The organism is Kitasatospora sp. NPDC085895 (assembly GCF_040702125.1).
GTDB lineage: Bacteria > Actinomycetota > Actinomycetes > Streptomycetales > Streptomycetaceae > Kitasatospora > Kitasatospora arboriphila.
The window spans coordinates 1-23,476 of sequence record NZ_JBFBJY010000084.1; the positions used below are offsets into that span (position 1 = coordinate 1).

Genomic DNA, 23,476 nt, shown 5'->3' on the forward strand with positions numbered 1-23,476 from the left:
TCCGTTGCTCGTGGTGTGGTCGTCAGGAGACGAACTGCTGCCCGCCGTCGATGTCGTAGGTCCCGCCGGTCAGCGCCGTGTTGACCATGAGGTGGACGGCCAGCGCCGCGACGTCCGCGGGTCCGACGACGCGGCCGATCGGCAGCGTCGCGCGCAGCTCGGCGCGCCGTTCCTCGATCCGGTCGCCCAGCAGCGAGGCCGAGAGCGGAGTGTCGACGAAGCCTGCGGCGATGAGGTTGACGCGCACCGGTGCGAGTTCGAGTGCGAGGGCCGCGGTGAACGGGGGCAGCGCGTTGGTGGCGGCGGAGGCGACCCCGAGGCCCCGGCCGACCCGCCGTGCTCCGGTACCACCCATGAACACCAGGCTGCCCCCAGGCCGTACCCGGCCGACCGCGTTGCGCGCGACCTCCAGCTGCAGCACCGCGTGATCACTGATCGCGTCCCGCACCTCGGCGGCGCTCATGTCGAGCAGGGGCCCGTAGCTCGGGCCGCCGGCCGTCACCATCACATGGTCGATCGGGGCCGGCAGGTCCTGGAAGAACGCCGCCAGGGCCGCGGGATCGGTGGCGTCGAACGCCGCGGTGCGCTGCGCGCCGAGCTCTCCGGCGGCGCGCTCCAGCCGGCCGGGATCGCGGCCGACGAGGACGATCTCGGCGCCCTCGGTCCGGGCGCGCCTGGCCGTCTCCAGTCCGATGCCGGCGCTGCCGCCGATGACGACGACGGTCCGGCCGAGCAGTTCGGGCTCGCGCATCGGGGTTGTCACGTCCGCACTCCTCCTCGACCTCCCGCAAACGGGCGGCCGCTCGGGTCCGCGCGCCGTCGCAGGTCACGGACGTCGGCCGGTCCTCGTCAGCGGTCCGGCAGGCGTGTCCTGATCTCCTGGAGCAACCAGCCGTTGCCGTCCGGGTCGCCGAACGACGCGAAGGAACCGTAGTCCGCGTGCTCGGGTACCGGTCCGTCAGCACGTCCCCGCGTCCCGGCACGGTGGAAGACGCCCGTGACGTCGTGGAACACCTCGCTCACGTCCACCCCGCGCCGGACGAGAACACGTCCCCACCCATGAGAACCGCCCCCCGGCGGCACCCGCAAGCCAGGGGTCCGAAGCCGGGCACCGGTTCCGTGGCCCCCGCTGACCACCACCGGCACCCCCGGCGGGCGCCCGGGGCAGCAGCACGGCCGCCACCCGGGCAGCGGCAGCGACGCCCCGGCCCGGCGAGCGGCACGTTGCTCAGCCCGACGGAGGGATGAACCACTGCTGCGACCGGTTGCCCGGCGTGCAGGTCTGCATGGTGGCGGCGCTGCCCGCGCCGTTGTCGGTCAGGCAGGTGGAACTGCTGTAGTCCTTGAGGTAGACGGCGCCCTGGGTGGGGGCACTGCTCACCGTCCAGCGGTACATGACGCTGAAGCCCGAGGAGAGTTCGACGTTGCTGCCGTTCTGGACGAGTCCCGGCTTGCTCATGTTGCAGGGGTAGAGGCTGTACCAGCCGCCGGGGTCGGGGGCCGAACGGATCCAGCCGTAGGACGTGTTGCGGCCCACCACCGCGCTCGTCCCGCCGGCCAGGCCCGGGGCGGCGAGCCCCAGCCGCTGGCCGCTGCCGACCCCGGTGATGTGGCCCCAGCCGGTGCCGCCGCAGCCCTGGGGCGGCCCGGTCTGCGCCGGGGTGGCCGCGGGTGCCGTGGTGGCCGGGGTCCTGGCCGGCGGCGGGACGGCTCCCCCGGTGTTGGTGGCACCCCCGCCCGTACCGGTGCCCGCGCCGGCACCGCCCGCGACACCACCACCCGCGGCACCGTCCGCGACGACGCCGCCCTGGTCCGGCGGCGGATTGCCCGGCTGCTGGCCCGGCGCGGTCTGCGTGCCGGTGGCGCTGCCCGACGGCGGCGCCGCGCCGGTACCGCCCGGGCCGCCCGTCCCCGCCGACGCGGCGCCCGGGCTGAACGGCGCCGCCGCCGTGGGCTGCGGCCCGGCCCCCTGTGCGCGGGACTGCCACGGGGCCTGCTCGATCAGAACCACACTGCCGACCCCGACCGAGATCACCACCGGGATGACGATCGGGACGATCAGTCGGCTGCGCCGCCGCTGCGGGGGCTCGGCGGCAGCGGGGCGGGGAGTATCGGCCTGCGGCGCATCCCGCGGGAGGGGCTCGGGCACGGTGGCGAACACGGTGGGTTCGCGGACTGCCTGCCCGGCACCCGGCCGGGCGGCCGCCGCGCGGGCGGCGGCGGCCATCGCGCCGGCGTCGGGGAAGCGCTGCGCCGGATCCTTGGCGAGACCGGTGGCGACGAAGTCGCGCACGGCCCGCGGGAACTCCTCGGGCAGTCGGGGCGGAGGCTGCTGGATGTGCTTGAGCACGATCTCCAGCACCGTCTCTCCGGTGAACGGCACTCGGCCGGTGAGCAGTTCGAAGCAGACCACCCCGATCGAGTACAGGTCGCAGAGGGGGGTGGTGGGCTTGCCGTCGGCCTGCTCGGGAGCGATGTAGAGGGCGGTGCCGAGCACCGAGTTGGTGGTGGTGATCTTCGTCCCGGCCATCGCACGGGCGATGCCGAAGTCGGTCACCGTCACGCCGCCGTCGCTGCGCACCATCAGGTTGGACGGTTTCAGGTCGCGGTGCACGATGTCCTGCTGGTGCGCGGCGTGCAGCGCGTCCAGCGCGTCGGCCAGGATGCCGAGCGCCCGAGCGGGCACCATGGGGCCTTCGTCGGCCAGGACGGAGTTCAGCGGCCTCCCGTCGATGAACTCCATGACGATGTAGGCGATCTGCTCGTCCGAGCCGTCGCCCGGCTCGGCGTAGTCGTGCACGTGGACGATGCCCGGGTGCCGGAAAGCGGCGAGGATTCGCGCCTCGCGCCTGAACCGCTCGGTGAAGCTGCGGTCCGCCAGCAGCCCCGGCTGCATGATCTTGACGGCGACCTGCCTCTTCAGCACTCCGTCGTCGGCGCGCCAGACCTCGCCCATCCCGCCGACCCCGACCCGGTCGGTGAGCGTGTAACGCCCACCGAGCACGGTCCCCCGACCCCACATGCCGATCCCCTCGTCCCCGACCCTCCGCCAACAGATCGTCAATTGGCGGGCTCAGTGTGCCAGATGACGAACAATCTGTTGTCGACCCCGGGGAGTACCGCGGTTTCACGCCGTCCCGCCGCAGCTGCCGAACCGTGTGCGCCGCCCTGTGGCGCACGGGCCGCGGACGCACTGCCGGCGCGGTCGTGGCCGACGGCGGTGGGCTGGGGGCGCAGCCGGCGAGCGCAGGACCGGCCGCACAGGCCCCGACGGGATCCCGCAGGGCTGTGCGGCCGGTCCTGGGAAGGTCCCGGTCGCGGTCACGTGCCCCCGTCGGCGTGGTGCCGCGCCTCGATGGCCTTGCCGGTGTTGGCGAAGGCCTTCGAGAGGTGCCGCTTGCCGACGGTGCCGACGACCACGCCGAGCACGCGTCCCTTGAAGTTCTTGCCCTCGCGGATCACGACGGCGTCCACCTCCGTCGTGCCGTCGGCCTTCGGCGTGAACGTGTACGTGTGGCCCGACTTGCCGCCCCAGACGTTGGAGTCGGTGGTCGTCATGACGACGCGGCGGGGGTCGGACCAGTCGTAGTGCAACCGCTCCCAGATCCCCGCCGAGCCCTCGGTGACATCGGCCTCCTGGGGCCCCCGGGCGTGCACGTCGAGGTACTTGTCGTCACTGTTGCCGAAGAGTTCCGAGCGCCCGGGCCCGAAGTCGGTGAGTCCGGCGACGTACTCCTCGGGGGTGGCGGCGATCGTCTGATGCAGATGAATCGTGGACATGCGCGCTCCTTGCCGTGAGCAGACCCGCTCCGAGCGTCTCTCCGCGCCGTTCCGCCCGCAACAGTTCGGCACACGCGAGCGTCGGACGCCGCAGCGACCGTCGGCGCCTCGCCGCCCGGCGGCCCGCGGGACGCCGCGCTCGGACGCGCCCGGGCGAGCAGTCACGCCTGGCGGTCCGCCCGCGGCACGAGCGGGGCCGCGTCCCGGGCGGTGACCGACCACACGTGTCGGGCCAGGAGCGCCTGCGCCTCGCCCGGCTCCACCCGGCGTGCGGACGGGCCCGCCCGGCCCGCCGGGAACGGATGGAGGGCGGCGAGGCCGCGCTCGATCGCAGCCGCCAGGTCGGCCTCGGCCGACTCCCGGTCCCGCTCTCCATCGGGACACCGGTCGCGCGCCGCCTCGCAGCACACCAGCAGCCTGGCCTCGACCACCGCGCCACCGTGGCCGGACAGCGGCAGCCATGGCTCGTCGAGGCGCAGCACCTCGGCCCGACCGGGGTACGTCCCGCCGGCGGCTCCGCGGGTGGCGGCGCGGACGCTGTCGGCGACCTGCTGGGCGAGTTCGCGCTCGTCGGTGCCGGCAGGTACCGGAGCGGTCAGCAGGAACACCCCGGCCCGGGCGAGGTACTGCCGGCGGTGCCGCAGGTCGGGGTCGGGGCAGGTCTCGTGGTAGCAGGAGCAGCCGGGGCAGTGGGGGCACGCCCACGCGATCGGGCATCTGCACTCCAGGCACAGCAGCCCGTCCCATGCCGCTGCCTCTCCGGCGGCGCGGTAGCGGCGGGCATCGGGCCGGAACGGGGCCTGCCGGTCCGGGGATTCCGGCCAGTGCGGCGTCGGCCACGTCGGCGGCGCGGCGTCGAGCGCGGCCGTCAACTGCTCGTCGGCCGCGGCGGGCCGGGCGGTGAACTCCACCCGATCGGCCTGCCCGGGGCGCCGTCCGCGCCGGGCGTCGGCGGCGAACGTGCCGATCGGCAGCGCGGCGGCGAACCGGCCGGGCAGTGCCGGGCCCGCGGCCGGATCGAGGGCGGCGCGGACGTCGTCCAGCACCGCCTCCCACTCCCCCGCGCGCTCCCACGGGCGGTGGGCCACGACGGTGGCCACCGCGTACGGCGGCTCGTCCGGCTCTCCGACCGCGGGCAGGAGGTCGACCTCGGCAGCCGCGGGGTACGTCTCGCCGCTGCTCATCCGCGTCAGCGAGGTCAGGGCCTCGGCGGCCGCCACGGCCCATGCCCGGCGCTCCGATTCCTGCGGTCCCACGGCCGTGGCGTTTCCGATCACCAGTACGGTCAGTCCTGCGACCAGCGGCTCGTCGGCGGACGGACCGTCGGCGGCTGCAGGGACCGCGGACCGCAGCAGTGCGGTGTAGCGGGTGGTGGAACCGGTCTGCTGCGCCTCACGGGCCCGACGGGCGGCATAGGAGCGGTTCTTCTTGGGCGACACGGTGCACTCGATCCTGGCGGGTCCGCCCACGCGCCGCCCGCCCGGTCCAAGGGCACGACAGAGATCCACGGGCGTCGGGGGAAGCCCCCGTGACTCCTTGGTCGGCGGCGCCCGGCGTCCCGGCGTGGGCGGGGATCGGGCAGCGACGATCGGCAGTGCGTGTCCAGCCGGGGATCATGCTAGCGGACGTGGACCCGACCTGTTGGTCCGATGGGGCCGGCAGGTCGGATCTCTTCGGCCGGCTCCCGCAGATGCACGGAGGTTCCGTCCTCGGAGACCGTGTACCAGGTGCCGTCCCCCGCTGCGCGGGCAGGCCCCGGGACGGGAACGGGTAGGAGATCTCGCCGCGCATCCCCGGTACGTCGACCGGCCGGTGGCGCGCCGCGCCGTACCGGGCGTCGCACTCCGAGGTACCGGCAACCAGGGTGTCCTCGTCGACGAAGGCCGCGTCGGAGTCCCAGTACACCCTGTCCCCGCCCGTACTCCCCGGGTGCGTCGGCACGGCGTCCCGGACGGGCTCACCGCAAGGAGGACCTGCTCGACGCCGATGGGTTCGGCGGTCAGCTGCTGCCCGTCCCAACGCGCCCGGTGTCGCGGCGCACCGGGATGTATGCAGGAGGCATGGAATCTCGGTGGCGGTTGGATCTGCGGAGGCCGCAACAGCAGAGCCGGGCGCTGATCCTCATCCCGTTGGCGCTGATCGTGGTCATCTCCGTCGTGGACATGCTGGCTCCGCCGGAGGTGCACCTCGGGCCGCTGCTGGTCGCCGCCCCGGCGATCACCGCTTCGTTCGCCGGCCCGTGGACGACCAGCGCCGTCGGGGCGGCGGCCGTCGTGGCCCAGATCGTCGTCGCGGCGGTGCGGACCACCCTGGTCGACCTCAACCATTCGGTCCAGATCGTCGCGCTGGCGTTGACCTCCCTGCTCGTCGCCCTCTTCGCGCATCTGCGCGAGCAGCACGAGAGGGAGATGACGCAACTGCGTTCGGTCGCCGAGGCCGCGCAGGCCGTGCTCCAGCGACCCATTCCCGCCCGGATGGGCCCGCTGCGCATCGCGTCGGTCTACCTGGCCGCGGAGGCCGAGGCCCTGATCGGCGGCGACCTGTACGCTGCGGTGCGCACCCGGTGGGGAAGCAGGTTCCTCGTCGGCGACGTGCGCGGCAAGGGCCTGGAGGCGATCGGTGAGGCGTCCTTGGTGCTCGGCGCCTTCCGGACCGCGGCCTACCGGCAGGTCGACCTGCCCCGCCTGGTCACCCACCTGGAGAAGGCGGTCTTCGGCGACACGGGCGACACCGGCACCCCGGCAGACGGCGCCGGGGGAGCCGACGCGGACGCCGGCGAGTCGTTCATCACCGCAGCCGTTCTCGACATCCCCGACACGGAGCCGGTGATCCACCTCGCGGACTGCGGACACCCACCCCCGCTGCTGCTGCGCGACGGTCGGGTGACGCCACTCGAATTCCGGCGGCCCGCTCCCCCACTGGGCCTCACCGAGCTGGCCGGATCCGAGATCGAGGTCGAGACCTTCGCCTTCCAGGAGGGCGACACCGTGCTGCTGTACACGGACGGTGTCATCGAGGCGCGCAACGAATCCGGTGCCTTCTACCCCCTCGCCGAACGGCTGGCCTCATGGCCGCCCGGCGATCCCCACGCCCTCCTGCAGCGACTCTGCCAGGACCTCCTCACCCACGTGGGCGGGCGGCTGGGCGATGATGCGGCGATGGTCGCCATCAAACGCGACACCACGACCACCGCGTCGGCCGGCGTCCCGTCGGCTGCCGCCGGATCGCCGGGAGCGTGAGTGCAGCCTGCCGCGAGGGAAGGCTGCCCGGCAGTCTGGAACCGGAGGAGCAGCCGCCGGCTGCCGGGCTGCGGGAACGCTCGGCCACCCGGACCATGGCGGGCATCCTGCAAACCGTCGATCCCGTGATCCAATCGCGCGGATGTCCCGGCCGCGGCCGACGGAACGCCGGGCCCCGTCAGCCCGGTTCACCCCCGCTGCCCTCGACCGCGAACCGCAGGGTGACCAACTCGAAGGGCCGGAGCCGTAGTTCTGTCGTGCCCTCGCCCCTCGGGCGTTCCAGGAGGTCGCAGCGGTCCACCCGGGTGTACTCGAAGCCCGGCGCGACGCGGACGCGGGCCCGGCCGCCGCAGGACTCGTACAGCCGGACGACGACGTCGCCGCTGCGGTCGTCGGCGAGCTTCACGGCACTGACGACCACGGCGTCGTCGTCGAGCGTGATCAGCGGAGCGACCTCCGCGGCCCCGGGAACCCGCCGTTCCGGCAGGCCGATCCGGTAACCCTCGCGGACCGCCGCGCAGACGTCCGCACCGGGGACGAGCGCGTGCCGGAAGCGGTGCAGCCCCTGGTCGGTGTGCGGGTCGGGGAAGCGCGGGGCGCGCAGCAGGGAGACCCGGACGGTGGTCGTGGTGCCGCCGTCCTCCGGGCGTACCGTGCGGGTCACGTCGTGGCCGTAGGTGGAGGCGGTGACCAGGGCGACGCCCCAGCCGGGCTCCTCCAGGTGGACGAAACGGTGGTTGCAGGCCTCGAACTTGGCCGCCTCCCAGCTGGTGTTGGTGTGGGTCGGCCGGTACAGGTGGCCGAACTGGGTCTCGGCGGCGTACCGGTCGGTGCGCACGTCGAGCGGGAAGGCGACCTTGAGGAACTTCTCGGTCTCGTGCCAGTCGACCTCGGTGTCGAGGTCGAGCCGCCCGGACCCGGCGGTGAGGGTGACGGTCTGGACGGCCCGGGAGGACCCGAAGGTACGGGTCGCCCGGACCGCGACGGCCTCGGGCCCGGAGGCGGCGACCTCCAGCGAGTCCAGGGCGGTCAGGTCGGTGACGGTGTTGCGGTAGAAGGAGTCGACGTCCCAGGCGTCCCACATGGTGGGGAAGTCCGGGTGGATCTGCAGCAGGTTGGCGGCCGCACCGGGGGCGAGGGCCTCCCGGCCGGAGGCGCAGTCCAGCACCGACACCACCAGCCCGCGCGCGTCGACGACGACCTGCAGCAGACCGTTGTCCAGCAGGTGGCCGCCGTCCGGCCGGGCTTCGACCGTACAGCCGCCGGCGGCGGGGGCCGCGGGCCGGGCGCCGCCGGCCGGCACTCCCCCGCGTTCGTGCGGGGCGGCGTTGAAGACGAGGGTGCCGTCCCCCTCGCCGGCCAGCGCCCGCTGCGCCCGGGCGGTGATCGCGGCCAGTTCCTCCGTCACTGCGGCGTACGTCCGTTCGGCCTCCCGGTGCACCCAGGCGATCGAGGAGCCGGGCAGGATGTCGTGGAACTGGTGCAGCAGCACGGTCTTCCAGATCCGGTCCAGTTCCTCGTACGGGTACGGGAGCCGGGCCCGTACCGCCGCGGTGGCGCACCACAGTTCGGCCTCGCGCAGCAGGTTCTCGCTCGCCCGGTTGCCCTGCTTGGTCCTGGCCTGGCTGGTGAGCGTGGCGCGGTGCAGTTCGAGGTAGAGCTCGCCCGTCCAGACGGGCGGGTCGGGGTATTCGCGCTCCGCCTTCGCAAAGAACTCGGCGGGCCGCTCCCACCGCACCCGGGCCGATCCCTCCAGGTTCCGCAGGCGTGCCGCCTTGGCGACCATCTCGCGGGTGGTTCCGCCGCCGCCGTCGCCCCAGCCGGTCGGGGCGAGGGAGCGCCGGGCCCGGCCCTTCTCCTTGAAGTTGCGGGCGGCGTGGGCGATCTCCTTGCCCTGCATGGAGCAGTTGTAGGTGTCGACGGGCGGGAAGTGGGTGAAGATCCGGGTGCCGTCGATGCCCTCCCAGAGGAAGGTGTGGTGCGGGAAGGTGTTGACCCGGCTCCACGAGATCTTCTGGGTCAGCAGCCGTGTGGACCCGGCCGCCTTGATGATCTGCGGCAGCCCGCCGGCGAAGCCGAAGGTGTCGGGCAGCCAGGCCTCCTCGTTCTCGATGCCGAACTCCTCCAGGAAGAAGCGCTTGCCGTGGACGAACTGACGGGCCATCGCCTCGGATCCGGGCATGTTGGTGTCGGACTCCACCCACATGCCGCCGGCCGGGACGAACCGCCCCTCCGCGACCGCCTTCTTGACCCGGGCGTAGACCTCGGGCCGGTGCTCCTTGATCCAGGCGTACTGCTGGGCCTGGGACATGGTGAAGACGAAGTCGGGCTCCTCCTCCAGCAGCGCGGTCATGTTGGCGGTGGTCCGGGCGACCTTGCGGACGGTCTCGCGCAGCGGCCACAGCCATGCGGAGTCGATGTGGGCGTGGCCGACGGCGCTGATCAGGTGCGCGGACGGCTCGGCGGGCGAGGCGAGCACCGTCTCCAGCTCGCGCCGGGCGGCGGCCGCGGTGCCGTTGACGTCCAGCAGGTCGACCACATCGAGCGCCCGTTCGACCGCGCGGAGGATCTCCCAGCGGCGGGCGCCCTCGACCGGGAGTTCCGCCATCAGTTCGCCGAGCACCTCCAGGTCGACGACCAGCTGCCACACCGTCTCGTCGAAGACCGCGAGGTCGATCCGCTCCAGCCGGTACTGCGGCCGCTCCCCGGCGGTCTCCTTGTCGCCGAGCCCGGTGGGCAGGAAGGGGTGGTAGTCCAGGATCACGGGGTTGGAGGCGGCCTCGACGTGCAGCAGCACCTCCTCGCCGCCCACCGCGGGCGCGGCGATCCGCACCCACTGGTTGCGCGGGTTGAGACCCTTCACCGGGGTGCCGTCGGGCCGGTAGACCAGGCCCTCGCACTGGAAGCCCGGCATGTCGGCGTCGAACCCGAGGTCGATCAGCGCCTCGACCGTCCGGCCCGCCCAGGCGTCGGGGACGGTGCCGGAGACGGTCAGCCAGCTCGTTCCCCAGGGCGCGCCCCACTGCGCACCGGCCGCGATCGGGGTGCGCGGCGCGGCCAGGCCCTCCGCGACGGGCACCGGCTCGTCGGGAGCCGTCCAGATCGACACCTCCAGCGGAACCGACTCGGGGTACACGGCCGGCCGGATGCGCTCCTCCAGGACGCGCTTGAGCCGGGACTCGACGAGGTTGCGGTCATCGTGCATGCGGGCTGCTCCCAGGGTGGCGGATGGTTCGAGCGGGCCTAGGGCTTGTCGTCAAAGGCACACGGGAGGTGCCCCCACGCACCCCTAGCGGACCTGGTCGACGGTGACGAGTTCGGTGACGCCCCGGGCGGACAGGTGAGCCGCGTCCGTGGCGCGTCCGGCGAGGACGGCGGCCGGCCGGGCGCCGGTGGCCGCCATCCGCATGAACGCCTCGAAGTAGGGCCCGCCGGGCGCGCAGACCGAGCGGTCCGGGGCGTCGTCCGGCAGGTCGAGGACGAGTCCGGTGGTCCGCACCGGCGGCGGGGTCCACTCGGCGCGGACCTCCGCCGCCAGGGCGGCGACCGTCGCGCCCGCCGGCTTGGTCTCCCGCGCGTTGGTCAGCAGGCCGAGGCCGTACTCGAGTTCGGGGAAGTCCGCGAGGGCGCGGTCGACGTCGTGCGAGCACCACCAGGTGATGCCCCACAGGTCCGGGCAGTCCAGGGCGTTGGCGACGGTCGTCCGGGCGAACGCCGCGGCCCGCCCGGCCGGGATGTGCGGGGCGGGCGCGCCGACTTCCTGGAGCCAGACCCGGCGGTGCGGGTCGTCCGCCCAGGCCTTGGACAGTTCGATCAGGTAGGCGGCGTGCTGCCCGGTGGCGGCGGCCTCGGGGCCGTGCCGCTGTGCGGTGCCGTTGAACACCCAGGAGTGGACGGCGGTGGTCCTGCCGATCCGGGCGGCGTGCGCGGGGGTGAACGGGTGGCCGTCCCGGTACCAGGCGGCGTCGTACGCGGCGTGCAGGTGGAGGCGGCCGGGTGCGCCCTCCTCGCAGGCGGTGAGCATCCGGTGCAGCCAGGCCTCGGCCTGGGCCGGGGTGATCCGGTCCGGGTCGGGGTGCGGGTGGCCGGAGAACTGGTCGATCTCGTTGCCGACGGTCATGCCGATGAAGTTGGGCCGGTCGGCGAGGGCGGCGGCGAGCGTGCGCAGGTAGGCGCGCTGGCCGTCGATCACCTCGGGGTCGGTGAAGAGGTTTCGGCGGTGCCAGGTGGTCGTCCAGGCGGGCAGGAAGTCGAAGCTGGACAGGTGTCCCTGGAGGCCGTCGACGGCCACGTCCAGGCCGCGTTCGGCGGCGGCGTCGGCGAGGGCGACCAGCTGCTCGACGGCCCGGGGGCGGATCAGCGTGCGGTTGGGCTGGAAGAGCGGCCACAGCGGGAAGACCCGCAGGTGGTCCAGGCCGAGTGCGGCGATCGAGTCCAGGTCGGCGCGCACCTCGTCCGGCTCGAAGTCCAGCCAGTGGTGGAACCAGCCCCGGCTGGGCGTGTAGTTGACGCCGAAGCGCGGGGGCCGGACGGTCTCGGTCATGCGGCGGCGGGTTCCTTCGTGAGTCGCGGTCATCCCTTGACGGCCCCTTCCTCGACGCCCCGGAAGAAGAACCGCTGCAACGAGGCGAAGACGACGACGATCGGCAGGAAGGCGATCATCGTGCCTGCGGCGATCAGCCGGGGGTTGGCGCTGAAGGTGCCGTTCAGGTACTGCAGGCCGACGGTGAGCGTGTACTTGCCCGGGTCGTTGAGGACGATCAGCGGCCACAGGAAGTCGTCCCAGGCGCCGATGAAGGTGAAGATGACGACCACGCTGAGCATGCCGCGCACGTTCGGCAGGCCGACGTGGACCAGCCGCTGCCACACGTTGGCGCCGTCGACCAGGGCGGCGGCGTCCAGGTCGGGCGGGACGGCCCGGAAGGCGGTGCGCATCAGCAGCACGTTCAGCATCGCGATCGCGCCGGGCAGGGCCACCCCGGCCAGGGTGTCGGTCAGGCCGAGGCTGCGCACCGTGACGTACTGGGAGACGACGGTGACCTCGCCCGGCAGGACGAGGGTGGCCAGGAACAGGCCGAGGACGAGGCGCGCGCCGCGGAAGCGCAGCCGGGCCAGCGCGAAGCCCGCCAGGGTCGCGCCGGCCGCGTTGCCGATCACCGCGATCGCCGCCACCACCAGGGAGTTGGCGGCGTACGTCCAGACCGGGACGGTGTCCGTGACCTCGGTGTAGTTGGCGAGGGTCGGCTCCTGCGGCAGGAAACCGGGGGTGCGGGACCAGACGTCCTCGCCGGGCCCCTTGAGCGAGGTGGACAGCTGCCACAGGAACGGGCCCACGGTGAGCAGCAGGACGAGCACCAGCAGCAGGTAGCGGGCGGCCCTCTCGGCCGGAGACGGGGTGCTGAATCCTCGGGCCATCGGTCAGGCCGCCTTCCTGCCGAGCCGGGCGAGCAGCAGCATCGGTCCGACGGTGATCGCGAACAGCAGCAGGCTGAGCGCCGAGGCGTAGCCGATGTGCCCGGTGAAGCCGCGGCTGTACAACTGGATGAGCATCACCACCGACATGTCGCGGCCGCCCGGGCCGCCGGTGCCGTGGGAGAGCACGTACAGCTCGGAGAAGACCCGCAGGGCGGAGACCGAGATGAGCACCGAGACCAGCAGCATGGTGGGGCGCACCCCGGGGAGGGTGACGTGCCAGAAGCGCCGGGCGGCCGACGCTCCGTCGACGGCGGCGGCCTCGTGGAGTTCGCGGCCGACGTTCCCGAGCGCCGACAGGTAGATCACCATGTAGTAGCCGAGCCCCTTCCACACCGTCAGGCCGATCGCGCTGAAGAGCAGCAGCCAGCGGTCGGTGAGGAAGGAGACCGGCCGCGCGGCCAGGCCGAGTTGGCCGAGCAGGCCGTTGAGCAGGCCACGGTCGTCCAGCACCCATCCCCAGATCAGCGCGACCACCACGGCGGAGGCGATGACCGGGGTGTAGAAGGCGGTGCGGAAGAAGGTGATGCCGGGGAGCCTCCGCTCCACCAGCAGGGCGAGCAGCAGCGGCAGCAGGGTGAGCAGCGGGAGGCAGATCAGCAGGTAGACGATGCTGTTGATCAGCGCGTCCACCAACTGGTCGTCTTCCAGGGCGCGATGGTAGTTGGCGAGGCCGGTGAAACGGCCGCCGCCGAGCGGGCGGGCGTTGGTGAACGAGAGGATCACCGTGTTGACGGCCGGCCACAGGTTGAAGACGGCGAGCCAGAGCACGGCCGGGCCGGCCAGCAGCCAGGGGGTGAACCAGCGCCGGTGGGTCATCGGGGTGCCTTCCTCGAGAGGGGCGGGCGGACCCGGGCAGTCCCTGCGGTCAGGACCGGGCGGCTTCCTGCGGTCAGGACCGGGCGGTTGCCCGCGGGCGGCGGCCGGGTGGGAGGCGGTCGCCGGCCGCGGGGCGCGGTCAGCCGCCGAGCAGCTTGTTGCAGCGGCTGACGGCGGTGTCCAGGGCCTGCTCGGAGCCGATCTCGCCGCTGATCGCCAGCGCGATCTGCTGGTTGACGACCGTGCTCATCGCGTCGTTGACCTGGACGGGCTGGAGCATCCGGGCCTTCCCCAGCGAGGTGAAGGCGATCACCTTGGCGTCGGAGGCGTTGCTGCCGTCGCTCCTGCTGAAGAACGGGTCGTCGGCGGAGGCCTTGGTGGAGGGGAAGATGCTGGTGAGGTGGGCGAAGGCGGCCTGGTTCCGCGCGTTGGTCACCCAGCGGGCGAGTGCCAGGGCGGCGGCCCGGTTCTTGCTGCTGCGTGCGACGGACAGGCCCTGCACGTACAGCGGCGGGGTGCCGATCGCCGGGGACGGGACGACCTTGGGCGCGAGGGTGGGGTTGTCGGTGGCGAGGCCGGTGATGTAGTTGCCGCCGCCGGTCGTCCAGGCGACGGTGCCGGCGTTGAAGAGCTTGGCGTTGCCGGCGTACGTCTCGGTGAGCACGTCCTTCGGCAGCAGGCCGTCCTTGTAGGCGTCGCGGTACTTGTCGAGCAGGGCGGCGGCCTCGGGGGTGTTGAAGGTGAAGCTCCTGCCGTCGTCCGCCATGAGCTTCACGCCGGCGTCGGCGAGGTCGCCGAGGCCCGGCTTGCGGCTCATCAGGTAGGTCGAGCCGCCGGACTTCTCCTTGACGGTCCTGGCCCGGGTCATCAGTTCGTCGAGGGTGGCCGGGGGCTTCTTCGCGTCCAGCCCGTACTTGGCGAGGAGTTCGGAGTTCCAGTAGTTGACGTCGGTGTTGAGGTACCAGGGGTAGCCGTAGGCGCCGTCCCGGCCGGCGAAGCGGTAGGCGTCGATGCCGCCCTCGACGTAGTCGTCGGCCAGTTTCGGGTCGGCAGCGGCGACGTCGAGCAGCATGCCCCGTGCGGCGAGCGGCAGCGCGAAGTCGGGCGGGAGGTTGACCACGTCGGGCAGGGTGCCGCCGGAGGCCTGGCTGAGCACCTTGTCCGAGTAGCCGTCGCCGGGTTGGTCGAGCCACTCCACCCGGACGCCGGGGTACTGCTGCTGGAAGGCGTCCAGGACGCCCTGCATGTAGTCGGTGAACTTCGGCTTGAGGGCCCAGGTCTGGATCGAGACCCTGCCCGTGACCTCGGCGCCGGCGGTCACGGCCGGGCCGTCCGGGCCGGTGTCCGGGTCGCTCAGGCCGCAGCCCGCGAGTGTCGCGACCGCGACTGCGGCCAGTGCCAGCCGTGCCCAGTGGCTTCCTAACATGCGGCGTCTCCCGATCCGTCGAGCAGGCATTCGTCGAGCAGGGCCCCTGAAGCTCTACTAAAGCCCTTTAGCGCTTCGGCAGCATCTCCCTGGCTACACTCGCCGTCAAGGGAGCGCGCACCAGAAATCTCCGAGGAGGGCCCGCCCGATGCCCAGACCGACGATCGCCGACATCGCCCGCGAGGCCGGGGTCTCCAGCGGCGCGGTGTCGTTCGCGCTGAACGGCCGGCCGGGGGTGAGCGAAGCGACCAGGACCCGGATCCTGCAGGTCGCCGAGCGCATGAACTGGCGGCCGCACAGCGCGGCCCGCGCCCTGGGCGGGGCCCGGGCGCGGGCGGTCGGGCTGGTGCTAGCCCGCCCGGCGCGGACCATCGGACTGGAACCCTTCTTCGGGCAGTTGCTGTCCGGCTTGCAGGCCGGGCTGTCCGGCGACGGCACCGCCCTCCAGCTGCTGGTCGTCGAGGACACCGCGGCCGAGATCGAGGTGTACCGGCGCTGGGCGTCCGAGCACCGCGTGGACGGCTTCGTCGTGGTCGACCTGCAGGTCCACGACCCGCGCGTGCCGGTGCTGGAGGAGCTGGCGGTGCCCGCGCTGGTGATGGGCGGGCCGGGCCGGCACGGCTCGTTGCCCAGCGTCTGGGCCGACGACCGGGAGGCGATGGTGTCGATCGTCGACTACCTGGCGGCGCTCGGGCACCGCCGGATCGCCCACCTGGCCGGGCTGCCCGCCTTCCAGCACACCCGGCGCCGGATCCGGGCGGTGCGCGACTGCGCACGGCGGCTCGGGCTCACCGAGGCGGTGTCGCTGCCGACCGATTTCTCCGACGCCGAGGGCGCCGCCGCCACCCGGGCGCTGCTGGCCCGCCGTCAGCGGCCGACCGCGATCATCTACGACAGCGACGTGATGGCCGTGGCCGGACTCCGCGTGGCTGCCGAGATGGGCGTCGCCGTCCCCGACGACCTGTCGGTCGTCTCCTTCGACGACTCGGCACTGGCCCGGATCGTCCACCCGTCGCTGACGGCGCTCTCCCGCGACACCTTCGCGCTCGGCGAGCAGGTCGCCCGGGAACTGCTGGCCGTGATCGTCGATCCGTCCGCCGCCCGTGACGTCCAGAACCCGACGCCCCGGCTGACCGTCCGCGAGTCCACCGCCCGCGCGGCCTCTTGACACCACGAACTAAAGCTCTTTAGCCTGCGGGACGCTCGCCGCTCCACGTCATCCGCACCACCACTGCACCAGCAACCGCCCCCCGCTGGACCGGAGTCCCGGATGAAACGACGTCTCGCCATGCTGCTGAGCACCACCCTCGCCGCGTTATCGGCCGTCCTTCTCGCCCCCGCCCCGCAGGCCGCGGCCGACACCGGCGGAAGCCAGCCGTACGCCTCCTACTGGTACCCGAACACGATCCTCGACTGGGATCCCGCCACGGACCCCGACGCCCGGTTCAACCGGGCCACCGTCCCGCTCCGCCCCCGCACGTCGGACCCGGCGCTCAAGGCCAACGCCAACGCCCGCCCCGGCGAGGGCAAGGTGGTCTCGCTGGTGTCCTTCGGGCCGACGTCGAACAACCCCTCGCAGGGCTCCACCGACCCGAACTACTACGCCTTCGGCCACTGGCAGTACGTCGACACGCTGGTGTTCTGGGGCGGCTCGGCAGGCGAGGGCCTGATCCTCGCCCCGAACCCGACCGTGATCGACGCCGCCCACCGCAACGGCGTGAAGGTGTACGGCACGGTCTTCTTCCCGCCCACCGCGTACGGCGGCCGGCTCCAGTGGGTGCGCGACTTCGCCCGGAAGTCCGACAGCCGCTACCCGGTCGCCGACAAACTGGTGCAGGCCGCGCAGTACTACGGCTTCGACGGCTGGTTCGTCAACCAGGAGACGGACGGCGGCGATCCGGCGCTCGCCACCGCGCTGCGCGACGAGATGCGCTACGCCCGCTCGCTCGGGCCGGTCGAGTTCATGTGGTACGACGCGATGACCGAGTCCGGCTCGGTGAGCTGGCAGAACGCCCTCACCTCCGCCGACGACGCGTTCCTCCAGGAGTCCGGGCAGCGGACCTCGGACTCGATGTTCCTCAACTTCGGCTGGTCCGCCGCCGGCCTCGACTCCTCCCGGACACTGGCCCGCTCGCTCGGCCGCAGCGAGTACGAGCTGTACTCCGGCATCGACACCGAGGCCGACGGCTACAACACCTCGGTGAACTGGAACGCGCTCTTCCCCGCGGACAAGCCGCACACCACCTCGCTGGGCCTCTACCGCCCGGAGTGGACGCACACCTCGGCCACCGGCCGCGCCGACTCCTACGCACGCGAGGCACGTTACTGGGACGGCGCCAACGGCGACCCGTCGAACACCGCGACCTCCTCGTCCTGGAAGGGCCTCGCCGGCTACGTCCCCGAGTCCTCGCCGATCACCGCCAAACCGTTCGTCACCTCCTTCGACGCCGGTCAGGGCGACTTCTGGAACTCCGGCGGCGTACGGGTCTCCTCCACCGGCTGGAACAACCTCTCCGTCCAGGACGTCCCGCCGACCTACCGCTGGCTGGTCTCCTCCCCCGGCACCAGGATCACCCCGTCGATCGACTTCACCGACGCCTACGAGGGCGGCTCCGCGCTTCGCCTCACCGGCGCCCTCGACTCCGACAACACGGTGCGGCTGTACCAGACCAGGCTGCCGGTGGCCGCGGACACCCGCCTCGACGTCGTCCTGAAGACCCCGGCTGCCGGGGCCACCCACCTCCGGGCGGCGGTCGCCTTCACGGACTCGCCGACCGTCTTCACCACCCTCGACCTCGGCTCCACCACCACGGCGGGCTGGGAGCGCCGGACGCTCGACCTGTCGCCGTACGCCGGGCGCACCATCGCCCAGCTGGGGTTGCAGACCAACGGCACCACGCCCTCCCTCGACATCAGGGTCGGCCAACTCGCCGTCCGTGACGGTACGGTGGACACGGCCGCCGCCCCGAGCGGGCTCACCGTCCTCGGCTCCACCGACGTCGGCCCGACCCGCAAGTCCGTGCGGCTCGCCTGGACGCCCTCCGCCACCGGCGCGGTCCACCACTACGAGGTGTACCGGCGCAACCCGGACGGCAGCCGCACCTTCCTCGGCGCGACGCCGAACACCGCCTGGTTCGTCCCGCAGCTCGACCGGGCCGGCACCGAGACGTCGACCGTGCTGGACGTCGAGGCGGTCTCCACCGAGTACGGCCGCTCGGCCACCGCGAGCACCACCGTCACCTGGTCCGCGGCGGCGAGCAGCAACCTGGCACTGAACCGCCCGGCCACCGCGTCCGGCCGGTGCAACGGCAACGAGACCGCGGCGAAGGCCGTCAACGGCTCGGTGTCCGGCGGCAACGGCGACAAGTGGTGCACGCTGACCGGCAGCAAGTGGTTGGAGGTGGACCTCGGCTCGGCCCGCAGCCTGACCTCCTTCGTGGTCGCGCACGCCCAGGCGGGCGGTGAGAGCCCGTCGTGGAACACCCGCGACTTCACCGTCCAGGTCCGTAACGCCACCACCGACCCGTGGACCACCGCCGTCACCGTCACCGGCAACACCGCCGCGACCACCACCCACCCGGTCTCCCTCACCGCCCGCTACGTCCGGCTGGTGATCACCACCCCGACCCGGACCACCGATCCGGCCGCCCGTATCTACGAGTTCGAGGCCTGGGGCACGTAGCGGCGCCCCCACCACCGCACCCCTCCGCCCGCAGCGGACGGGCCGCGCCGCCGTGGCGTGCGACGCGGCCCGCCCGCTCGGGCCTAACCTCGTACCAGGGTCCGCCCCGAGGAAGGACACCCCGTGTCGGTCGTCCGCATCACCCGTGTCGCCTCCACCGACCTGTTCACGGGCACCGAGGCCGCGCCGCGCCAGGTCTTGCGGATGACGGTGGACGGCCCGCCGTGCCGCATCGACGTGACCGGCCCCGGCGTCCGCGGCAGTGCGACCGGCACGGGCCCCGTCGAGGTCCCGCTGGAGGTCGACGACCCGGTCCCCGGCGAGCGCCGCCGGGTCACCGTGACCGCCGGCGACGGCGAGGCCCCCGGCGAGCTGGAGGTCGCCGAGCCCGGCTGGACGATGTTCATGGTCCCGCACTTCCACTACGACCCGGTCTGGTGGAACACCCAGGCCGCGTACACCTCGCCCTGGGAGCTGCTGTCCGGCGACGCCACCACCCGCCCGCTCTGGGAGCGCAACGGCTTCGCCCTGGTCGACGCGCACCTGGAACTGGCGCAGCGCGACCCGGTGTACACGTTCGTGCTCGCCGAGGTCGACTACCTCAAGCCGTACTTCGACCAGCACCCCGAGCGCCGGGCGCAGCTGCGGGAGCTGCTGGCGAGCGGGCGGGTGGAGCTGGTGGGCGGCACCTACAACGAGCCGAACACCAATCTGACCGGCACCGAGACCACCATCCGCAACCTGCTGTACGGCATCGGCCACCAGCGCGACATCCTCGGCGGGGATCCGCGGACCGCCTGGCAGTTGGACGTCTTCGGCCACGATCCCCAGTTCCCGGGCCATCTGGCTGCCGCCGGGCTGACCGGCAGTGCCTGGGCGCGCGGGCCGTTCCACCAGTGGGGGCCGATCCAGAAGAACTTCCGGGAGGCCAAGGACGACGCGACGGTGATGCAGTTCCCGAGCGAGTTCGAGTGGATCTCGCCGTCCGGGCGCGGGGTGCTCACCCACTACATGCCGCACCACTACTCGGCGGGCTGGTGGATGGACTCCTCCCCCGACCTGGCCGCCGCCGAGCAGGCGGTGTACGAGCTGTACCGCAAGCTGAAGCCGGTCGGCGCGACGAGGAACCTGCTGCTACCGGTCGGCACCGACTACACCCCGCCGAACAAGTGGGTCACCGAGATCCACCGGTCGTGGGCGGCCAAGTACGTGTGGCCGCGGTTCGTCTGCGGCACCCCGCGGGACTTCCTGACCGCCGTCCGGGCCGAACTCGAGCTTTCGGGCCGCAAGTTGAGTCCTCAGACCCGGGACATGAACCCTGTGTACACCGGCAAGGACGTCTCCTACATCGACACCAAGCAGGCCCAGCGGGCGGCCGAGACGGCGGCGCTGGACGCGGAGCGGTTCGCCACCCTGGCCGCGGTGCAGGGTCTCGGCCGGTACCCGGAGGCGGCGCTCGACAAGGTGTGGCGCCACCTCGCTTACGGCGCGCACCACGATGCGATCACCGGCTCCGAGTCCGACCAGGTCTACCTGGACCTGCTGGGCGGCTGGCGCGAGGCCCACGACCTGGCCGCCGCCGTACGGGACGCCTCGCTCGAAGCACTGACCGGCGGGATCGGCACCGGCGACGACCGAGCGGTGGTGGTCGCCAATTCCCTGTCCTTCCGGCGCTCCGGCGTGGTGTCGCTCCGGCTGCCGAACGGCCTCGACGGCGTGCAGGTGCTCGACCAGGACGGACGGCCGGTGCCCTGCGCGGTCGACCGGGGCACGCTGCACTTCCGTGCCGACGAGGTTCCGGCACTCGGCTGGCGCACCTACACGCTGGCCGACGGCCCGGCCGACCCCCTGTGGCAGGCCGCGGAGGGCCTCACCGCCGCCAACGCCCGCTACCGGGTGACCGCGGACCCGGCACGCGGCGGCGCGCTCGGCTCCGTCCACGACCTGCTGCACGGAAGGGAGTTGCTGCGCGAGGGCGAGGTCGGCAACGAGCTGCGGGTGTACGAGGAGTACCCGCAGCACCCGGACTTCGGCGAGGGGCCGTGGCACCTGGTCCCGAAGGGCCCGGTCGTCGGTTCGTCCGCCGGGGCCGCCACCGTGCGGCGCGAGAGCGGCCCGCTGGGCGAACGGCTGGTGGTCGACGGCACCGTCGACGGCATCGCCTACCGGCAGACGGTGACCCTCTGGGACGGCCTGGACCACGTCGACTTCCGGACGGCGCTGGCCGACTTCGCCGGCGCCGACCGGCTGCTGCGGGTGCGCTTCCCGGCCGATCTGCCGGGCGGCCTCCCGGTGAGCGAGGTGGCGGGAGCGGTGGTCGGGCGCGGCTTCGCACTGCCGGACGTGGACGCTGCCGAGGCGCCCTGGACGCTCGACAATCCGGCCAACACCTGGTTCGGCCTGGGATCGACCGCCCGCGTCTCGCTCACCGACCCGGACGGCGCCCCGCTCGGGGACCGGGCGATCGGCGTGGCCGAGGTGATCGTTCCCAGCGCCGACGATGCCCACGGCGCACGGGAGTTGGTGGTCGCCCTGGCCCGGGTCGGGGTGACCGCGACCACCACGAGTGCCGACCGGGCCCGGTACGGCTGGCTCGACGTGGACTCCAACCTGCCCGATGTCCGGATCGTCCTCGGCGGTCCCGGCACCAATCCGGCTGCGGCGGCGCTGCTTGAACGGGCCGGCGCCGAGCACGCGGCCGTCCTCGCCGAGCACGGCGCGGTCTGGGTGCCCGCCGACAAGCCGCTGCACGAGGTCTGGCAGCCCAACGCCGACCTGCGCGACCTGGGGGCCCTGCCCGCACTGATCGCCACCGATCCGGCCGCGCTCGCCGCCGACCTCGCCGACGCCGTGATCCGCGCCGTCTGCCCGGGCCGCCTCCCCGACGGTGAACGGCTCGCCGACCGCACCGTGGCCCTGCTCACCCGCGGACTGCCCGGGTTCGCCGTCGACCCGTCCGGCGCCCTCCACCTGTCGCTGATGCGCTCCTGCACCGGCTGGCCGTCCGGCGTCTGGATCGACCCGCCGAGGCGCACGCTGCCGGACGGTGCGTCGTTCCAACTCCAGCACTGGACCCACGAGTTCCGGTACGCCCTGGCCGGCGGCGACGGCGACTGGCGGGCCCAGCACCTGCCGGCGCAGGGCCAGGAGTTCAACCACCCGCTGCACGCCCGGCCGCTCCCGCCCGGCCGGGCCGGCGGAGTACCCCGGACCTGCTCCTGGCTGCGGGTCGAACCGGAGCGGGAGGTGCTGCTGTCCGCGCTGAAGCCGACCGGCAACCCGATCGCGCACGGTTCCGCGGCGGCCGTCTCCCCCGGGTCGTCGGTCACCCTGCGACTGATCGAGTCCACCGGTCTCGGGCGGACGGCCCGGCTGGACGGCTCGCTGCGGCTCTCCGCGCTGCGCGCCGCCGACCTGCTGGAGCAGCCGGGCGGGACACCGGCCGGTCCGGTACCAACCGGTCTGGTGCTGGCCGGCTCGGAGGTGGTCACGGTGACGGCGGTACCAAAGGCCACGGCCCCCGGTCCGGTGACCGCCGCACTGGGGCCGACGGCCGAGGCTGCGCAGCCCGTCCACGCCCGGTACTGGCTGCACAACCGGGGCCCCGCGCCGATGGGGTACCTGCCGGTGTCGGTCGGTCTCTCCCCCGGCCTGGTCCGCACGGCCGGCCGTCCGGTCGAGCTGTCCGCCGTCCTCGCCTCGCACCTGGTGGACGCCGAGGTGGAGGGCGCCGCCGAGGTCCTCGCCCCCGACGGCTGGCAGGTCTCCGTCCGCCGCCGCCCGTACCGGCTCGTCCCCTCCGGGCATGTGCGCTTCCCGCTGACGCTCGACCCGCCGGCCGGCACCGAGCCCGGCCTGTACTTCGTCGCCGTCCGCACCGAGTACGGCGGCCAGCTCGTCGAGGACGTCGCCACCATCGCCGTCGGCGACCTGCCCGCGCTGCTGCCCGCCGACGGCGGGGCACCCGAGGACTGGACGGCCGCCCAGGGCACCCGGGCCGCCGACGGACGCGACACCGGCCTGTCCGTCTCCGTCACCACCCCCTCGGTCCGACTGTCGCCGGGCCGGCGCGGCACGCTCGGCGTCGTCCTCGGCAACCGTACCCGTGGCGAGATCCGCGGCGAGCTGCAGGTGGTCGCCCCCTTCGGCTGCTGGGACGCACTCCCCGACCCCGTCCGCGGCTTCACCGTGCCGGCCGGCGCCCGGCACACCGTCACCTTCGACGTCGCCGTCCCGGCCGACGCCGAGCCCGGCGCCTACTGGGCGCTGGCGAAGGTGATGTGGTTCGGCCGCTGCCAGTACGCGCCGACGGTGGAGCTGGTGATCGAGCCGTGACCGCCGGACCCGCCCTGCTCGGACTGCTCGACGGCCACCCGCTCCCCCGCGCCGAGCTGGACCGACGGCTGGCCGCGCTCCGTGCCGGCCCGAGGTCCTCCGCGCTGCCCGCCCCCGGCAGTGCGGAGGACCGCCAGCTCACCCGCTGGGTCGCCCAGGTCCTGCTCACCGAGGCGCTCTGCACCGCCGAGGCCGCCGCCCGCGGCCTCGACTGCGCGGCCGCCCCGCCGGTCCGCCTCGACCAGCGGGCCGCCGTCGAGTTGGGCTCGATCACCGCCGCGGCGTTCGAGGGCTGTGCGGCCGTCCGCGCGGTCTTCGCCGCCGTCACCGCCGACGTCGCCGTCCCGCAGCCCGGCCTCCACCGGCCCGCGCCCGTGCTCGCCACCGTGTGGGAACTCGCCACCCCCGACGGCGACTTCGAGGCGGACCCGGAGACCCTCCCCGTCGCGCTCGCCGCCGCCCTGCGCGCCGCCCCGCCAGGCCACCGGGTGACCGCGGCCGACTGGACGGCGGCGCTCGTGTCGACCCGCACCCGTACCGTCCCCGGCCCGGACGCGGCCCCCGACCCGCTCCCCCCGGCCCGCCGCCTCGCCTTCGTCCGCTGGCTCGACCACGCCCGCGCCCACCGCCTCACCCTCGTCCCCGGTCTCGAACATCCCGGCGATCCGGCGCAGCCCGACAACCACCACCGTCACTGATCCCACGCGGAACCGCACCGGCCGG

Annotated in this window: 14 protein-coding genes and 1 pseudogene; 5 read left to right on the top strand and 10 right to left on the bottom strand. The window is 73.5% G+C overall.

Going from position 1 to position 23,476, the window contains the following annotated elements; genetic code table 11:
* Positions 1–22 precede the first annotated feature (22 nt).
* The 5 genes and pseudogenes from AB0442_RS34510 to AB0442_RS34530 form a co-directional block, all read right to left on the bottom strand.
* Entirely contained in the window at positions 23–763 is a 741-nt protein-coding gene (locus tag AB0442_RS34510; RefSeq protein ID WP_366167524.1) for an SDR family oxidoreductase, read from the bottom strand.
* An 86-nt stretch (positions 764–849) separates the two neighbouring features.
* Positions 850–1,044 (bottom strand): annotated as a pseudogene (locus tag AB0442_RS34515) (glyoxalase); the annotation flags it as partial.
* A gap of 184 nt (positions 1,045–1,228) precedes the next feature.
* Positions 1,229–3,022, bottom strand: coding sequence for a protein kinase (locus tag AB0442_RS34520; RefSeq protein ID WP_366167525.1), 1,794 nt, complete (start codon positions 3,020–3,022; stop codon positions 1,229–1,231).
* 299 nt (positions 3,023–3,321) lie between these two features.
* Entirely contained in the window at positions 3,322–3,780 is a 459-nt protein-coding gene (locus AB0442_RS34525) for a hypothetical protein (protein ID WP_366167526.1), read from the bottom strand.
* Positions 3,781–3,941: 161 nt separating this feature from the next.
* The gene (locus AB0442_RS34530) at positions 3,942–5,219 is read right to left on the bottom strand and encodes a hypothetical protein (protein ID WP_366167527.1); all 1,278 of its coding nucleotides are present in this window, start codon (positions 5,217–5,219) and stop codon (positions 3,942–3,944) included.
* Between the two features lie 621 nt (positions 5,220–5,840).
* On the opposite strand from AB0442_RS34530, the gene AB0442_RS34535 reads away from it, so the two are divergent.
* Positions 5,841–7,019 (top strand): PP2C family protein-serine/threonine phosphatase, encoded by a 1,179-nt coding sequence (locus AB0442_RS34535; RefSeq protein ID WP_366167528.1) that lies wholly within the window; start codon positions 5,841–5,843, stop codon positions 7,017–7,019.
* Between the two features lie 178 nt (positions 7,020–7,197).
* Here the strand turns inward: AB0442_RS34535 and AB0442_RS34540 are convergent, their stop codons facing one another.
* The 5 genes from AB0442_RS34540 to AB0442_RS34560 all read right to left on the bottom strand — a co-directional run bounded on the left by AB0442_RS34540 (position 7,198) and on the right by AB0442_RS34560 (position 14,736).
* Positions 7,198–10,224 (bottom strand): glycoside hydrolase family 38 C-terminal domain-containing protein, encoded by a 3,027-nt coding sequence (locus AB0442_RS34540; RefSeq protein WP_366167529.1) that lies wholly within the window; start codon positions 10,222–10,224, stop codon positions 7,198–7,200.
* 84 nt (positions 10,225–10,308) lie between these two features.
* Positions 10,309–11,562 (bottom strand): glycosyl hydrolase, encoded by a 1,254-nt coding sequence (locus tag AB0442_RS34545; protein WP_366167530.1) that lies wholly within the window; start codon positions 11,560–11,562, stop codon positions 10,309–10,311.
* Between the two features lie 29 nt (positions 11,563–11,591).
* Entirely contained in the window at positions 11,592–12,434 is an 843-nt protein-coding gene (locus AB0442_RS34550) for a carbohydrate ABC transporter permease (protein ID WP_366167531.1), read from the bottom strand.
* A 3-nt stretch (positions 12,435–12,437) separates the two neighbouring features.
* Entirely contained in the window at positions 12,438–13,310 is an 873-nt protein-coding gene (locus AB0442_RS34555; RefSeq protein WP_366167532.1) for a sugar ABC transporter permease, read from the bottom strand.
* A 139-nt stretch (positions 13,311–13,449) separates the two neighbouring features.
* Complete coding sequence (locus AB0442_RS34560; protein ID WP_366167533.1) at positions 13,450–14,736, bottom strand: extracellular solute-binding protein; 1,287 nt, start codon at positions 14,734–14,736, stop codon at positions 13,450–13,452.
* Between the two features lie 148 nt (positions 14,737–14,884).
* Here AB0442_RS34560 and AB0442_RS34565 point away from each other — a divergent pair, with 148 nt between their 5' ends.
* From AB0442_RS34565 to AB0442_RS34580, 4 genes are all read left to right on the top strand, one after another.
* Positions 14,885–15,904 (top strand): LacI family DNA-binding transcriptional regulator, encoded by a 1,020-nt coding sequence (locus tag AB0442_RS34565; protein ID WP_366167534.1) that lies wholly within the window; start codon positions 14,885–14,887, stop codon positions 15,902–15,904.
* Positions 15,905–16,006: 102 nt separating this feature from the next.
* Positions 16,007–18,418: a discoidin domain-containing protein gene (locus tag AB0442_RS34570; RefSeq protein WP_366167535.1), complete on the top strand. Its 2,412-nt coding sequence runs from the start codon at positions 16,007–16,009 to the stop codon at positions 18,416–18,418.
* A 123-nt stretch (positions 18,419–18,541) separates the two neighbouring features.
* Positions 18,542–22,753, top strand: a complete 4,212-nt coding sequence (locus AB0442_RS34575) for an NEW3 domain-containing protein (protein ID WP_366167536.1) — start codon at positions 18,542–18,544, stop codon at positions 22,751–22,753.
* Complete coding sequence (locus AB0442_RS34580; protein WP_366167537.1) at positions 22,750–23,451, top strand: hypothetical protein; 702 nt, start codon at positions 22,750–22,752, stop codon at positions 23,449–23,451. The genes AB0442_RS34575 and AB0442_RS34580 overlap by 4 nt, the downstream gene beginning before the upstream one ends.
* Positions 23,452–23,476 lie beyond the last annotated feature (25 nt).

Excerpts from the sequence above, each read along its gene's own strand:
- AB0442_RS34525 (WP_366167526.1), bottom strand. The coding sequence starts at position 3,780 with ATGTCCACGATTCATCTGCATCAGACGATCGCCGCCACCCCCGAGGAG.
- AB0442_RS34540 (WP_366167529.1), bottom strand. The coding sequence starts at position 10,224 with ATGCACGATGACCGCAACCTCGTCGAGTCCCGGCTCAAGCGCGTCCTG.
- AB0442_RS34570 (WP_366167535.1), top strand. The coding sequence starts at position 16,007 with ATGAAACGACGTCTCGCCATGCTGCTGAGCACCACCCTCGCCGCGTTA.
- AB0442_RS34535 (WP_366167528.1), top strand. The coding sequence starts at position 5,841 with ATGGAATCTCGGTGGCGGTTGGATCTGCGGAGGCCGCAACAGCAGAGC.
- AB0442_RS34545 (WP_366167530.1), bottom strand. The coding sequence starts at position 11,562 with ATGACCGAGACCGTCCGGCCCCCGCGCTTCGGCGTCAACTACACGCCC.
- AB0442_RS34550 (WP_366167531.1), bottom strand. The coding sequence starts at position 12,434 with ATGGCCCGAGGATTCAGCACCCCGTCTCCGGCCGAGAGGGCCGCCCGC.
- AB0442_RS34565 (WP_366167534.1), top strand. The coding sequence starts at position 14,885 with ATGCCCAGACCGACGATCGCCGACATCGCCCGCGAGGCCGGGGTCTCC.
- AB0442_RS34520 (WP_366167525.1), bottom strand. The coding sequence starts at position 3,022 with ATGTGGGGTCGGGGGACCGTGCTCGGTGGGCGTTACACGCTCACCGAC.
- AB0442_RS34560 (WP_366167533.1), bottom strand. The coding sequence starts at position 14,736 with ATGTTAGGAAGCCACTGGGCACGGCTGGCACTGGCCGCAGTCGCGGTC.
- AB0442_RS34555 (WP_366167532.1), bottom strand. The coding sequence starts at position 13,310 with ATGACCCACCGGCGCTGGTTCACCCCCTGGCTGCTGGCCGGCCCGGCC.